This is a genomic window from Ferrovibrio sp. (assembly GCF_964218355.1).
In the GTDB taxonomy this organism is placed as follows: domain Bacteria; phylum Pseudomonadota; class Alphaproteobacteria; order Ferrovibrionales; family Ferrovibrionaceae; genus Ferrovibrio.
Window position 1 is genome coordinate 25,540 of the sequence record NZ_CAXPMC010000029.1, and the last position, 13,010, is coordinate 38,549.

Annotated in this window: 12 protein-coding genes; 8 read left to right on the forward strand and 4 right to left on the reverse strand. The window is 67.6% G+C overall.

Features of this window, described 5'->3' with window-relative positions:
• Positions 1 to 3 precede the first annotated feature (3 nt).
• On the reverse strand, positions 4 to 1,047 hold the full coding sequence (locus ACEQZY_RS19905) for an AraC family transcriptional regulator (protein WP_370156665.1): 1,044 nt from the start codon (positions 1,045 to 1,047) through the stop codon (positions 4 to 6).
• Positions 1,048 to 1,335: 288 nt separating this feature from the next.
• Between ACEQZY_RS19905 and ACEQZY_RS19910 the strand changes: the two genes are divergently transcribed.
• From ACEQZY_RS19910 to ACEQZY_RS19945, 8 genes are all read left to right on the forward strand, one after another.
• Positions 1,336 to 2,205: a flagellin gene (locus tag ACEQZY_RS19910; RefSeq protein ID WP_341705700.1), complete on the forward strand. Its 870-nt coding sequence runs from the start codon at positions 1,336 to 1,338 to the stop codon at positions 2,203 to 2,205.
• Between the two features lie 16 nt (positions 2,206 to 2,221).
• On the forward strand, positions 2,222 to 2,644 hold the full coding sequence (locus ACEQZY_RS19915) for a hypothetical protein (protein ID WP_341705699.1): 423 nt from the start codon (positions 2,222 to 2,224) through the stop codon (positions 2,642 to 2,644).
• Positions 2,645 to 2,909: 265 nt separating this feature from the next.
• Entirely contained in the window at positions 2,910 to 3,299 is a 390-nt protein-coding gene (locus ACEQZY_RS19920) for a hypothetical protein (RefSeq protein WP_370156668.1), read from the forward strand.
• A 441-nt stretch (positions 3,300 to 3,740) separates the two neighbouring features.
• On the forward strand, positions 3,741 to 4,301 hold the full coding sequence (locus ACEQZY_RS19925) for a F0F1 ATP synthase subunit delta (RefSeq protein ID WP_341705298.1): 561 nt from the start codon (positions 3,741 to 3,743) through the stop codon (positions 4,299 to 4,301).
• Positions 4,301 to 5,830, forward strand: a complete 1,530-nt coding sequence (gene atpA, locus ACEQZY_RS19930) for a F0F1 ATP synthase subunit alpha (protein ID WP_341705299.1) — start codon at positions 4,301 to 4,303, stop codon at positions 5,828 to 5,830. The genes ACEQZY_RS19925 and atpA overlap by 1 nt, the downstream gene beginning before the upstream one ends.
• A 25-nt stretch (positions 5,831 to 5,855) precedes the next feature.
• Positions 5,856 to 6,755 (forward strand): F0F1 ATP synthase subunit gamma, encoded by a 900-nt coding sequence (locus tag ACEQZY_RS19935; protein ID WP_341705300.1) that lies wholly within the window; start codon positions 5,856 to 5,858, stop codon positions 6,753 to 6,755.
• 45 nt (positions 6,756 to 6,800) lie between these two features.
• On the forward strand, positions 6,801 to 8,225 hold the full coding sequence (gene atpD / locus ACEQZY_RS19940) for a F0F1 ATP synthase subunit beta (protein WP_341705301.1): 1,425 nt from the start codon (positions 6,801 to 6,803) through the stop codon (positions 8,223 to 8,225).
• Between the two features lie 23 nt (positions 8,226 to 8,248).
• A complete protein-coding gene (locus ACEQZY_RS19945; protein WP_341705302.1) occupies positions 8,249 to 8,650 on the forward strand; it encodes a F0F1 ATP synthase subunit epsilon in 402 nt (133 codons plus the stop codon).
• A 152-nt stretch (positions 8,651 to 8,802) separates the two neighbouring features.
• Here ACEQZY_RS19945 and ACEQZY_RS19950 read toward each other — a convergent pair whose 3' ends face one another.
• From ACEQZY_RS19950 to thiC, 3 genes are read right to left on the reverse strand one after another with little or no spacing between them, the layout of a single operon-like run.
• Positions 8,803 to 10,395, reverse strand: a complete 1,593-nt coding sequence (locus ACEQZY_RS19950) for a Na/Pi cotransporter family protein (protein WP_370156671.1) — start codon at positions 10,393 to 10,395, stop codon at positions 8,803 to 8,805.
• A gap of 2 nt (positions 10,396 to 10,397) precedes the next feature.
• Positions 10,398 to 11,066, reverse strand: a complete 669-nt coding sequence (bluB, locus tag ACEQZY_RS19955) for a 5,6-dimethylbenzimidazole synthase (protein WP_370156673.1) — start codon at positions 11,064 to 11,066, stop codon at positions 10,398 to 10,400.
• Positions 11,063 to 12,892 (reverse strand): phosphomethylpyrimidine synthase ThiC, encoded by a 1,830-nt coding sequence (gene thiC, locus ACEQZY_RS19960; RefSeq protein ID WP_341705084.1) that lies wholly within the window; start codon positions 12,890 to 12,892, stop codon positions 11,063 to 11,065. The genes bluB and thiC overlap by 4 nt, the downstream gene beginning before the upstream one ends.
• Positions 12,893 to 13,010 lie beyond the last annotated feature (118 nt).

A 13,010-nucleotide genomic window follows, 5' to 3' on the forward strand; every position in this document is an offset into this window, starting at 1 on the left:
GCGTCAGCCGCCGGGTGGCCGCGCCAGCGTCTTCGCCCAGTGCCGCATCAGCGCGGCCGGGTCGCCGTCACTGCCGGCGGCACCGGGATCGGCCTGGCGCGGCGCGGCCTCGCGGGCCTGGCGCGGGGTGATGCCGAACTGGGCGCGGAACAGGCTGCTGAAATGGCTGGCCGAGACGAAGCCGTAATCCAGCGCGATGTCGAAGATGCGGCGGTGGCGCTGTGCCGGCGCCGAGATGGCGCGGTAGCAGGCCACCAGGCGGCGGCGCTGGATATGCTCGCGCACGCCGCCCAGCGGCTTGAACAGCCGGTACAGCGTGGCGCGCGAGCAGCTGAAGGCCCGGCACAGGCTTTCGATATCCAGTGCCGGGTTGTCGAGATGGCGGTCGATATGGCGGCAGATCGCCGCCAGGGTGGCCGCCTGTGCCGGCGCGGCGGCAATGTCGCGCTGCCGCGTCAGTGCATCCAGCAGGCCGAGCGTGCCCTGCATGATGGCGGGCAGTTCGGCCGTCGTGGCGCGGTCGACATGCCGGCGCAGGGCCCGCATATGGTCGGCAAAGACCAGGGCCGCCGCCGAATCATCCTCGAAGATCGCGCCGGAGGCATCCAGCAGCTGCGGCAGTTCCGCCTGCAGCAGGTCGCGCGGCAGCATCAGGGTCAGGGTGTCGCCGCCCGGCGAGGCGGCATGGGTCTCGCGGCTGAGATTGACGGCGAAGACATTGCCGGGCCGCTGCCGGAAGCTGCGATCGCCGTTTTCGACGTCGTTGCTGCCGTTCAGGTACAGCTGCAGGCCCAGATGGTCGGAATCGTCGTGGCGGGCCATCCAGACCGGATCGCGGTGGAATTGCTGGTGGGTGAAGCTGGCATCGATCAGCAGCGCCTGGCCGAGATGATACTGGTGGATCGTATGGCGCTGCGGGCCGGGCGGCGGATCGCCGAAGGTGCGGACATCGAAATAGGCACCGATGCTCTGCTGCCACAGCCGGGTCAGTTCCTCGTCCGGCACCATGCCGGGCACCAGCGATGCCCGCGGAATTGCAGTGGCCATGCAGTCCAGTCCCCCCGGCGGCATTCCATGAAACGGAAAATATTCGCTCCCCGGCCTTTTTCTAGCAGCTTCGCGGCGGCAACGGAAGGTTGTCCGCGAATGATCCGCAACTGGAGCAAAACGGGTCGGAAAAATCCGGCAATTGAGACGCTGACGCCAGCAGAATGAGAAAAACAGGCAAGACAGGGCGCGCCCGCTGCGGTAGAGTGCGGCCTGCTCCAGAACGGGGTGGCCGCAGGGGGCTGCGGCAGGTCCAGGTAAATCCGGTCCACAGAAGGGGGAAGGATTATGGCCAACTCGGTTAATACCAATGGCGGCGCGCTGGTCGCGCTGTCGTCGCTGCGGGCCAACACGGCCACGCTCGACCGCACATCCAAACAGGTTCAGACCGGCCTCCGGATCGCCGACCAGAACGACGATGCGGCCATCTTCGCGATCGCCCAGGGCGTGCGCGCGAATGTGAAGGCCTATGCCTCGGTGCAGTCCTCGCTGTCGGCCGGCATCGGACTGGGCGAGGTGGCCCTGGCCGGCGCCAACCGCATCTATGATCTGGTCAGCGACATCCAGGGCAAGATCGCCAACCTGGCCGACGGCTCGCTGTCCACCGCCCAGCAGAATGTCTATCGCAACGACATCGTCCGGCTGATCGATTCGATCAACCAGATCGTCCAGCAGGCCGACTACAACGGCAAGAACCTGCTGTCCGGTGATGCGCAGGCTTCGACGGCCACGATCACCTTCGTGGCCGATGTGAACGGCACCACGCTGAACTATTCCACGCCCTACCGGCTCGACTGGGATTCCGACGCCTTTCTCGGCCCGAATGTGCTGTTTCCCGGCACCACCGACGTCTACGAGAACATCTTCGAAAACCCGCCCGATACCGCCACTGCGCTGGTCGGCCTCAATGCTTTCAAAAGCCGCCTCGACAGCATGGCGTCGACGGTGGCTGCGCAGAAGCGGGCGTTGGAGCAGCAGAAGGATTTCGTCGACAACCTGGTCGACGCGATGAAGGGCGGACTCGGCTCGCTGGTCGATGCCGATGTGGCGGCCGAAAGCGCGGCGCTGGAATCCGGCAAGGTGGCCCAGCAGCTTTCGATCCAGTCGCTGTCGATCGCCAACCAGCAGCCCAACGTGCTGCTGACCCTGCTGCGCTGACGCGGGGGATCGCGCCATGGCGGACGGAATCCTCGATGCTGCCGCACCGCGGCAGCGGCGCCTGCGCTGGCCGCGCTGGGTGCTGTCGCTGCTGCTGTCGGGCGGCGCCTATCTGGCGGCGGAATATGCCGTCGAACAGGCCTCCTTCACCCATGCCGGGGCGCTGGAGCGCGCCATCGGCCAGATGATCGACACTTGCCGCAGCGAATGCCTTGCCCGCGGCGTGCGGCTGGAAGATCTCGACGGCCCCTACGAGGCGCCGGTCAATGCCCAGCCCGGAACCCGGCATTTCCAGTTCCTGTGGAAGACCGGTGCCGCCGAAGACCTGGTGGTGGTGGTCTACAACAACCGCCTGTTCGTCGATGCCGAATCCTGGTGGGAGCGGCAGGACTGGTGGTACAAGCCCGGCCAGGCGCCGGGGCACGCGGCCACCCGCTAAGCAGTTGATATAAAAACAAAACTGTCCGAGTAATTATTTTATTCCTACTGTTCTTGATTTATTCTTTTCACACCCTATATGCCGGCATGTCGCTGTTTTCCGCCACCCGGAAAGAAGCCGGAAAGAAGAAGGAATGCCGCCATGACCGATCCGGATCTCCCGCTGCCGCCGGCGGCGCCGGTCCCCCCGTCTGCAGCCCTGCCGTCCGCAGCCCCGCCATCCGCATCCGCCCCGCCGCCTCGACTGGGCGCGCGCCGCTGATCTGATGGCGCGCGGCGAAACCGCCGAGGAGGTCGCGCGCCTGCTCGGCTGCCCGCCGCAGCGCATCCTGCGCAACCTGCGGCGCAGCCGCAAATTCCGCCTCGCCATCGAAAGCGCCCATGCCCGGCTGCGGCTGGCGGCGCAGCTGCGCTTCGCGCTGCTCGGCGATCTCGCGCTCAGCCATCTGCGGCAGAGCGAGCGGCTCGATACCCGGCTGCTGCAATGGCTGGGCGACCGCACCGGCATTGCCGGCATCGGCGACCCCGAGGGCGTGCTGGCGGCCCGGCTGGATGCGGCGATGCGGCCGGAAACCGTGGCGCCGCCGCGGCCCGGCGATCCGCCGCGCGTGATCGATGCGGCTGCACTGAAACGCATGCTGGGGGAGGACGATTGACCGCAATGGCGTGCGCAAACCGGCCGCAACTGGCCTTTCCGCCGGAAAACCACGGAATCCGCTGGCTCGAACGGGATCGCGCCGGATTTTCCGGGACAGCGCGGGACTTTCCGGGCCGCAACCGGCCGCGGGGGGACGGAACGGGAATCGCCCGGCGGCAACCGGGCGGCATGGTCGCGGCCCCGCCGGCCGCCGGCCGGCGGCGGCCCCGGGCCCGCGTGAAATGCCGCATAATTGCGGCCGGGCCTCTCTGTTGCGCCGCCCAAACCCATATGCTAACTAAGCGCGGCTTTCGCGCCGGGGGGCTGCTGACGGCTGTTTCCCGCCGCGTGAATTCCCCAGGCGGATCAAGAGTTTGGCTGCCATGCCGAGAGGGTACGGGACCGCTGGGTCCGGCGCCTGACCGGAATCGGCGGCTTCCATAAAGAAGAAGGGTCGTTCGTGGCTCAGGAAACCTCGCTCGTCTCCGGCATTGCCGGCCGCTACGCGACTGCGCTGTTCGATCTGGCGCGGGAAGCCGGCCAGCTCGATGCCGTCGCCCGTGATCTCGACATGCTGGCCGCCCGGCTGGCCGACTCGGCCGATCTGGTCCGCCTCGTCCGCTCGCCGGTCTTCGGCCGCGACGAGCAGGCCCGTGCCATCGCCGCGGTGGCCGAAAAGGCCGGCTGCACCGACCTGGTGCGCCGCTTCCTCGGCGTTGCCGCCGCCAACCGCCGCCTGTTCGTGCTGGCCGACATGATCGCGGCCTTCCGCGCCCTGCTCAGCCATCATCGCGGCGAGGCGGTTGCCGAAGTGGTTTCCGCCGTGCCGCTGGACGATGCCCAGCTGGCGCAGCTCAAGTCCGCGTTGTCGTCGGAAGCCGCCGGCAATGTCGTCATCAAGGCCTCCGTCGATCCCGATCTGATCGGCGGCCTCGTCGTCAAGCTCGGGTCGCGCATGATCGATGCCTCGATCCGCAGCAAGCTCAACAACCTGAAGACCGCCATGAAAGGGGTTGCGTGATGGACATCCGCGCCGCAGAGATTTCCGAAATCCTGAAGACGCAGATCAAGAATTTCGGCGCTGAAGCCGAGGTTTCCGAAGTCGGCCAGGTGCTCAGCATCGGTGACGGCATCGCGCGCGTTTACGGCCTCGACAAGGTCCAGGCCGGCGAAATGGTCGAGTTCCCCGGCGGCGTGAAGGGCATGGCCCTGAACCTCGAGACCGACAATGTCGGCGTCGTGATCTTCGGCGACGACCGCGGCATCAAGGAAGGCGACACCGTCAAGCGCACCGGCGCCATCGTCGACGTGCCGGTCGGCAAGGGCCTGCTCGGCCGCGTGGTCGACGCGCTCGGCAACCCGATCGATGGCAAGGGCCCGCTGAAGGATGTCAGCCGCGCCCGCATGGAAGTGAAGGCGCCGGGCATCATCCCGCGCAAGTCGGTGCACGAGCCGATGCAGACCGGCCTGAAGGCGCTCGACGCCCTGGTGCCGGTCGGCCGCGGCCAGCGCGAGCTGATCATCGGCGACCGCCAGACCGGCAAGACCGCCGTCGCCGTCGACGCGATCCTGAACCAGAAGGCGACCAACGCCGGCGCCGACGACAAGAAGAAGCTGTTCTGCATCTATGTCGCGGTCGGCCAGAAGCGTTCGACCGTTGCCCAGGTGGTGAAGACCCTCGAGGAAGCCGGCGCGATGGAATACTCCATCGTCGTTGCCGCCACCGCCTCGGAGCCGGCGCCGCTGCAGTATCTGGCGCCCTATACCGGCTGCGCCATGGGCGAGTTCTTCCGCGACAACGGCATGCATGCCGTGATCATCTATGACGATCTGTCCAAGCAGGCCGTCGCCTACCGCCAGATGTCGCTGCTGCTGCGCCGCCCGCCGGGCCGCGAAGCCTATCCGGGCGACGTGTTCTACATCCACTCGCGCCTGCTCGAGCGCGCCGCCAAGATGTCGGACAAGATGGGCGCCGGCTCGCTGACCGCGCTGCCGGTCATCGAGACCCAGGCCGGCGACGTCTCGGCCTACATCCCGACCAACGTGATCTCGATCACCGACGGCCAGATCTTCCTCGAGACCGACCTGTTCTACCGCGGCATCCGCCCGGCGATTAACGTCGGCCTCTCGGTCAGCCGCGTCGGCTCGGCCGCGCAGATCAAGGCGATGAAGCAGGTGGCCGGCTCGATCAAGCTGGAACTGGCGCAGTATCGCGAAATGGCGGCCTTCGCCCAGTTCGGTTCGGACCTCGACGCCTCGACCCAGCGCCTGCTGAACCGCGGCGCCCGCCTGACCGAGCTGCTGAAGCAGGCCCAGTACCAGCCGCTGCCGGTCGAAGAGCAGGTCGTCTCGATCTATGCCGGCGTGAAGGGCTATCTCGACAAGGTGGCGGTGAATGCCATCACCCGCTTCGAGCAGGGCTTCCTCGGCCTGATGCGCAGCAAGCACGGCGACGTGCTGAAGGCGATCCGCGAGCAGCAGGCGCTGACCCCGGACATCGAAGAGAAGCTGAAGGCGATCCTCGAAGACTTCGCCAAGACCTTCGCCTGAGGCGGCCGGATAAGGGACGAGCGTCATGCCCAGCCTTAAAAGCCTCCGCATTCGCATCAACTCGGTCAAATCGACCCAGAAGATCACGAAGGCGATGAAGATGGTGGCGGCCAGCAAGCTGCGCCGCGCCCAGGAGGCCGCCGAAGCCGCGCGCCCCTATGCCGAGCGCATGGCGGGCATCCTTGCCTCGCTGGCGGCCGGGCAGAACGGCGCCGAGAACGCGCCGCGCCTGCTGGTCGGCACCGGCAGCGACCAGGTGCATCTGCTGGTGGTTGCCACCGCCGAGCGCGGCCTGTGCGGCGCCTTCAACTCGTCGATCGTCAAGCTGGCCCGCCGCAAGATCGAGGAACTGACCGGTCAGGGCAAGACCGTGAAGATCCTCTGCGTCGGCAAGAAGGGCCGCGACCAGCTGCGCCGCGACCATGCGTCGAAGATCGTCGACACCGTCGACATGTCGGCGGTCAAGCGGCTCGGCTTCACCGATGCCCAGGCCATCGCCGACCGCGTGCTGGCGATGTTCGAGGCCGGCGAATTCGACGTCGCCCATGTCTTCTTCAATAACTTCAAGTCGGTGATCAGCCAGGTGCCGACCGCCCAGCAGCTGATCCCGGCCATGGTTGCCGGAAATGCTTCTGGCGATGCGGCCGCGGCCGGCCCCGATCTGGGCGGCGCCATCTACGAATACGAGCCGGACGAGGAGACGATCCTCGAACAGCTGCTGCCGCGCAACCTGTCGGTCCAGGTCTACCGGGCGCTGCTGGAGAACGCGGCTTCCGAGCAGGGCGCCCGCATGTCCGCGATGGACAACGCGACGCGCAATGCCGGCGAGATGATCAAGAAACTGACGACCGTCTACAACCGGTCGCGTCAGGCCCAGATCACCAAGGAACTTATCGAAATCATCTCCGGCGCCGAGGCCGTTTAAGGCCGCGCGCGGGACGATACGGAACAGAGAGAGCGGAGCAGCATCATGGCTACGAACAAGGTGGGTCGCATTACCCAGGTTATCGGCGCGGTCGTCGACGTGCAGTTCGACGGGCATCTGCCGGCGATCCTCAACGCCCTGCATTGCACCAACCAGGGCAATCATCTGGTGCTGGAAGTGGCCCAGCATCTCGGCGAGCACACCGTGCGCACCATCGCCATGGACTCGACCGACGGCCTCGTCCGCGGCATGGACGTCACCGATACCGGCGCGCCGATCTCGGTGCCGGTCGGCCCGGAGACGCTGGGGCGCATCATCAACGTGATCGGCCAGCCGATCGACGAGCGTGGCCCGGTCAACGCCAAGTCCGCGGCGCCGATCCATGCGCCGGCCCCGGCCTATATCGACCAGTCGACCGAGCAGAAGGTGCTGGTCACCGGCATCAAGGTGGTCGACCTGCTGGCGCCTTACGCCAAGGGCGGCAAGATCGGCCTGTTCGGCGGCGCCGGCGTCGGCAAGACCGTGCTGATCATGGAGCTGATCAACAACATCGCGAAGACCCACGGCGGCTATTCGGTGTTCGCCGGTGTCGGCGAGCGTACCCGCGAGGGTAACGACCTCTATCACGAGATGATGGAATCGGGCGTCATCAAGACCGACGGCCCGGGTTCCAAGGTGGCGCTGGTCTACGGCCAGATGAACGAGCCGCCGGGCGCCCGCGCCCGCGTCGCGCTGACCGGCCTGACGCTGGCGGAATATTTCCGCGACCAGGAAGGCCAGGACGTGCTGTTCTTCGTCGACAACATCTTCCGCTTCACCCAGGCGGGTTCGGAGATGTCGGCGCTGCTCGGCCGTATCCCCTCGGCGGTGGGCTACCAGCCGACGCTGGCCACCGACATGGGCCAGCTGCAGGAGCGCATCACCTCCACCAACAAGGGCTCGATCACCTCGGTGCAGGCCATTTACGTGCCCGCCGACGATCTGACCGACCCGGCGCCGGCCACCTCGTTTGCGCATCTGGACGCCACCACCGTGCTGTCGCGCCAGATCGCCGAGCTGGGCATCTATCCGGCGGTGGACCCGCTCGACTCGACCTCGCGCATCCTCGATCCGCGCATCGTCGGCGACGAGCATTACGCCATCGCCCGCCGCGTGCAGGAAATCCTGCAGAGCTACAAGTCGCTGCAGGACATCATCGCCATCCTCGGCATGGACGAGCTGTCGGAAGAAGACAAGCTGACCGTCGCCCGCGCCCGCAAGATCCAGCGCTTCCTGTCGCAGCCCTTCGACGTGGCGCAGGTCTTCACCGGCTCGCCGGGCGTGCAGGTGCCGCTGGCCGAGACCATCCGCGGCTTCAAGGAAATCTGCGACGGCAAGCACGATCACCTGCCGGAGGCCGCCTTCTACATGGTCGGCACCATCGACGAGGTGATTGCCAAGGCCAAGAAGATGGCCGCCGAGGCGGCCTGATCCAGCGCACAGGGAGCTGACCCATGGCCGAGACCTTCGGGTTTGAACTGGTATCGCCGGAACGGCTGCTGCTTGCGGTGCAGGCCGAGCAGGTGGTGGTGCCCGGCGAGGCCGGCGATTTCGGCGTGCTGCCGGGCCATGCGCCGGTGATCTCGACCCTGCGCAACGGCATCATCGAGGTGACCGGGGCGGACGGCAAGGTCGAGCGCATCTTCGTGGCCGGCGGCTTCGCGGAAGTGGCCGGCGACAAGCTGACCGTGCTGGCCGAAGAGGCCGTGCCGGTGGGCAAGATCGACCGCGGCAAGACGGAAGCGGCGCTGAAGGATGCCCGCGAGGATGCCGAGGATGCCAGGGACGAGCATGCCCGCGCCCGCGCCCAGGCGAAGGCCGACAAGCTCGCCGCCATGCTGGACGCGGCGGCGTAAGGCGGCAGCGCCGCCGGGCAGTCTGTATCGTCATCCCCGGGTCTGACCCGGGGAGCCTATTTCAAGGCCCGCGTTTCCCATAGCCGGGCCTTGATTTTGGATCTGTATGTACCTGTTTTGTTTCATGCCGCTGTTGGACATCGTGAAGAGGATCAGGTGGCGTCGGCTGGCGGTAGTTGCTGCCCCGCCGGCGGCAGCAAAGGCGCCAGCCGGCGGGCGGCTTTCATGGCGCGGGCGGCGGCATCGCGCAGGCTCGCCGCGGCCATCAGCTGGCGGTCGAGCCGGGCTGCCGGCAAAGCCGGCCCGGCTTTCTGCAGCAGGGCAGTCTTGAACTGCTGATAGGCGGCATCGCAATCCGCCGCGGCGGCGATGGCGGCCGGCAGCGAGAATTCCGGCCGCTGGGTATCGGCCGCAACCAGCGCGGCCCGGCAGGCGGCAAGGAAGTCTTCCGCGCCCGGGCCGGGATCGTCGCCGCCCGCCGCGGCAATGGCCTGGTAATGCTGGGCGGCGCGCAGCACGTCGGGCAGGGTGCGCGCCACCGGCTCGGACAGGTCGCCGCGGTTGAGCTGCAGCGCGAATTCCTTGATCGCATCGCCCAGCGCCAGCGCCGCCTCGCGCCGCATCGCCTGCTCCGGCCCGGTGGCGCGGCCTGTCGCTGGCCCGAGTGCCAGCCCGAGCGCGATGCCGCCCAGCCGCTGCAGTTCCAGCCGCAGGCTGCCCAGTGCCAGTGCCGGAACCACCGCCGCGGTGGCATCGAGGAATTGCGGCCGGGCCAGATCCTCGCCGGCGCTGCGGAAGCGGCCATGCAGCCAGACCACCAGCCGCGAGACCGCCGGCGCCAGCAGCAGCACGCCCAGCAGGTTGAACAGGCTGTGGAACAGGGCGGTGGCCAGCGCCGGGTCGTCGCCGCTGGCCCGCCGGGTGGCGGCGACCAGCAGCGGCAGGATTAGGAAGGCCACGGCTGCAGTCACCAGGTTGAAGATCACATGGGCGGCGGCGCTGCGGCGGGCATTCGGGGTGGCACCGATCACCGCCAGCACGGCCGTCACCGTGGTGCCGAGATTGGCGCCGATCACTGCCGCCGCCGCGGCTTCCAGCGGAATGCTGCCGCCGGCCACCGCCGCCACGGTGATCGCCGAAGCGGCGCTGGAGGACTGGGTCAGCGCGGTCAGCAGCATGCCGAAGCCAAGGAAGATCAGCCGGCCGCCCCAGCCCCCGGCCGGCAGGTCCTGCGGGCCGACCATGCCGCCCAGCACCGTGAAGCCCTCTTGCAGCGCGCCGATGCCGGCAAAGAAACAGCCGAAGCCGGCCAGCGCCTCGCCCCAGGCGCCGCGCGCCCGGCCGCTGCCGGTCAGCCGCAGCAGCATGCCGATGCCGATCAGCGGCAGTGCCACGCGGCCGATCTCCAGCTTCAGGCCGACCAGCGCCACCAGCCAGCTGGTCATGGTGGTGCCGACATTGCTGCCGAAGATCACCCATACCGCCTGGGACAGGTTCAGCAGGCCGGCATTGACGAAGCCGATGGTGGCCACGGTGACGGCGCTGGACGACTGCACCAGCGCGGTGACGGCGAAGCCGGCGGCCAGGCCGCGCAGCGGCGTGCCGGTGCCGCGCGCCAGCACCGCCTGCAGGCTGCGGCCGGCGGCGCGTTTCAGTCCGTCGGTCATCAGCCAGAGGCCGAGCATGAACAGGCCGATGCCGCCAAGCAGGCTGCCGGACATGGCAAGAAGGCCGGCCTGGTTCATGGTCAGCGCCGCAGGATGACCGAGGCGGCCGGCCGCCGGTGCTCCCAGCCGCGCTTTTCCAGTTCCGGCGTATCCGTTTCCTCGGCGGGCCAGCCGACGCAGAGATAGGCGACCAGCCGCCAGTTTTCTTCTGTGATGTCGAGGTCGCGGGTGGCGCGGTCGGGATCGAGGATCGAGACCCAGCCGCAGCCCACCCCATGGGCCCGCGCCGCCAGCCAGAAGCCGTAGACGGCCATCACCGCGGAATAGTCCAGCATCTCGGGCATGGTGCGGCGGCCGAGACCATGGCCCTGCGCGGTGCCCTCGTCGCAGAAGACGGCGAGATGCACCGGCGCATCGCGCAGGCCGGCCAGTTTCAGCGACGCGTAAAGCTTCGCCTGCGCGCCGCGATAGTCGCTTAAGGCTTCCGCATTCGCCGCCTCGAAATTGGCGATGATCTTCGCCCGCCGGCCGGCATCTTCGACCAGCACGAAGCGCCAGGGCTGGCTGTTGCCGACGCTGGGTGCCAGGGCCGCCATGTCCAGCAGGCTGGCGATCAGGCTTTCGGGCACCGGCCTGCCGGCCCGGAAATGGCGCACGTCGCGCCGCCAGGCCAGCAGGTCGGTCAGCTTCTGCCGGAAGGCCTCATCGAAATCGGGCGGGGTCCCCGGTGTATCGGATGGCGTGCTCATGACGGGGCATGATAAATCTCCCCGCCCTGTTCGCGGAAGCGTTCCGCCATCTCATTCATGCCCTGGTCGATATCGTTCTGGGCCACGTCGTTCTGCTGGCGGGCAGCGTCGCGCAGCTCCTGGCTGATTTTCATCGAGCAGAATTTCGGTCCGCACATGGAGCAGAAATGCGCCAGCTTATGCGCTTCCTTCGGCAGGGTCTGGTCGTGGAAATCCCGCGCCGTTTCCGGGTCCAGCCCGAGATTGAACTGGTCCTCCCAGCGGAATTCGAAGCGGGCGCGGCTGAGCGCGTCGTCGCGGCGCCGGGCCCCCGGATGGCCTTTCGCCAGATCGGCGGCATGGGCGGCGATGCGGTAGGTAATCACCCCGGTCTTCACGTCCCTGCGGTCGGGCAGGCCGAGATGCTCCTTCGGTGTCACGTAGCACAGCATGGCGCAGCCGAACCAGCCGATCATCGCAGCACCAATCCCGCTGGTGATGTGGTCGTAGCCCGGTGCGATGTCGGTGGTCAGCGGCCCCAGCGTATAAAACGGTGCCTCGCCGCAGGTGGCCAGCTGCTTGTCCATGTTGGCCTTGATCTTGTGCATCGGCACATGGCCGGGGCCCTCGATCATCACCTGCACGCCCTTGTCCCAGGCGATTTTGGTCAGCTCGCCGAGCGTTTCGAGTTCGGCGAACTGCGCGGCGTCGTTGGCATCGGCGATCGAGCCCGGCCGCAGGCCGTCACCCAGTGAAAACGAAATGTCATAGGCCCGCATGATGTCGCAGATCTCGGCGAAATGGGTGTAGAGGAAATTCTCCTGATGATGCGCCAGACACCATTTCGCCATGATCGAACCGCCGCGGCTGACAATGCCGGTCACCCGGCCGGCGGTCAGCGGGATGTAAGCCAGCCGCACGCCGGCATGGATGGTGAAATAGTCGACGCCCTGCTCGGCCTGCTCGATCAGGGTGTCGCGGAACACCGCCCAGGTCAGGTCTTCCGCGCGGCCGTTCACCTTTTCGAGGGCCTGGTAGATCGGCACGGTGCCGATGGGAACGGGAGAGTTCCGGATGATCCAGTCGCGGATATTGTGGATGTTGCGCCCGGTGGAGAGGTCCATCACCGTGTCGGCGCCCCAGCGGATCGCCCAGACCATCTTGTCGACTTCCTCGGCCACCGAGGAGGTGACGGCGGAATTGCCGATATTGGCATTCACCTTCACCAGGAAATTGCGGCCGATGATCATCGGCTCCAACTCCGGATGGTTGATGTTGCAGGGGATGATGGCGCGGCCGCGGGCGATCTCGTCGCGCACGAAGTCCGGCGTCACGTAATCGGGGATGCTGGCGCCGAAATCTTCGCCATCGCGGGCGGCGGCCTGCGCCAGCGCGGCGCGGCCCTCGTTCTCGCGGATCGCGACATATTCCATCTCCGGCGTGATGATCCCGCGCCGCGCATATGCGAGCTGGGTGACCGCCCTGCCTGCCATGCCGCGCAGGGGCCGGCTGGTCACCGGAAAGACCGGCACGGTGGCGGCGCCGCCATTGTCTTCCGGGCGCACCATGCGGCCGTCATAGCTTTCCACATCGCCACGCGCCGCGATCAGCGCCGTGCGCCAGCGCGGCAGGCCGCGGCTGATGTCGATTTCGGCCGCCTCGTCGCTGTAGGGCCCGGAGGTGTCATAGACCGGCAGCGGCGGCTCGTTTGCGGTGGGGTGCGTGGCGATCTCGCGATGCGGCACGCGGATATCGGGATGCAGTTTCCCGGCCGTGTAGCACTTCACGGAAGCAGGCAGGGCCCCCGTGGTGATCTGGAAGTTCGGCGCGTCGGTAAGCTTGTCCATAAGGATCTCCTGCAGCAGCTGCGACATGGAGATCCGGGATGTGGTGGATGTTCGCGGAATGCAGGCGCGGTTGCAGCGCGCCTGAACGACCGTTCCCTCCGCCGGCATGACCCGGATC

Bases quoted from the DNA above. Each gene is read 5' to 3' on its own strand.
- ACEQZY_RS19905 (WP_370156665.1), bottom strand. From the start codon at position 1,047: ATGGCCACTGCAATTCCGCGGGCATCGCTGGTGCCCGGCATGGTGCCG.
- ACEQZY_RS19910 (WP_341705700.1), top strand. From the start codon at position 1,336: ATGGCCAACTCGGTTAATACCAATGGCGGCGCGCTGGTCGCGCTGTCG.
- ACEQZY_RS19915 (WP_341705699.1), top strand. From the start codon at position 2,222: ATGGCGGACGGAATCCTCGATGCTGCCGCACCGCGGCAGCGGCGCCTG.
- ACEQZY_RS19920 (WP_370156668.1), top strand. From the start codon at position 2,910: ATGGCGCGCGGCGAAACCGCCGAGGAGGTCGCGCGCCTGCTCGGCTGC.
- atpA (WP_341705299.1), top strand. From the start codon at position 4,301: ATGGACATCCGCGCCGCAGAGATTTCCGAAATCCTGAAGACGCAGATC.
- ACEQZY_RS19935 (WP_341705300.1), top strand. From the start codon at position 5,856: ATGCCCAGCCTTAAAAGCCTCCGCATTCGCATCAACTCGGTCAAATCG.
- atpD (WP_341705301.1), top strand. From the start codon at position 6,801: ATGGCTACGAACAAGGTGGGTCGCATTACCCAGGTTATCGGCGCGGTC.
- ACEQZY_RS19945 (WP_341705302.1), top strand. From the start codon at position 8,249: ATGGCCGAGACCTTCGGGTTTGAACTGGTATCGCCGGAACGGCTGCTG.
- ACEQZY_RS19950 (WP_370156671.1), bottom strand. From the start codon at position 10,395: ATGAACCAGGCCGGCCTTCTTGCCATGTCCGGCAGCCTGCTTGGCGGC.
- bluB (WP_370156673.1), bottom strand. From the start codon at position 11,066: ATGAGCACGCCATCCGATACACCGGGGACCCCGCCCGATTTCGATGAG.
- thiC (WP_341705084.1), bottom strand. From the start codon at position 12,892: ATGGACAAGCTTACCGACGCGCCGAACTTCCAGATCACCACGGGGGCC.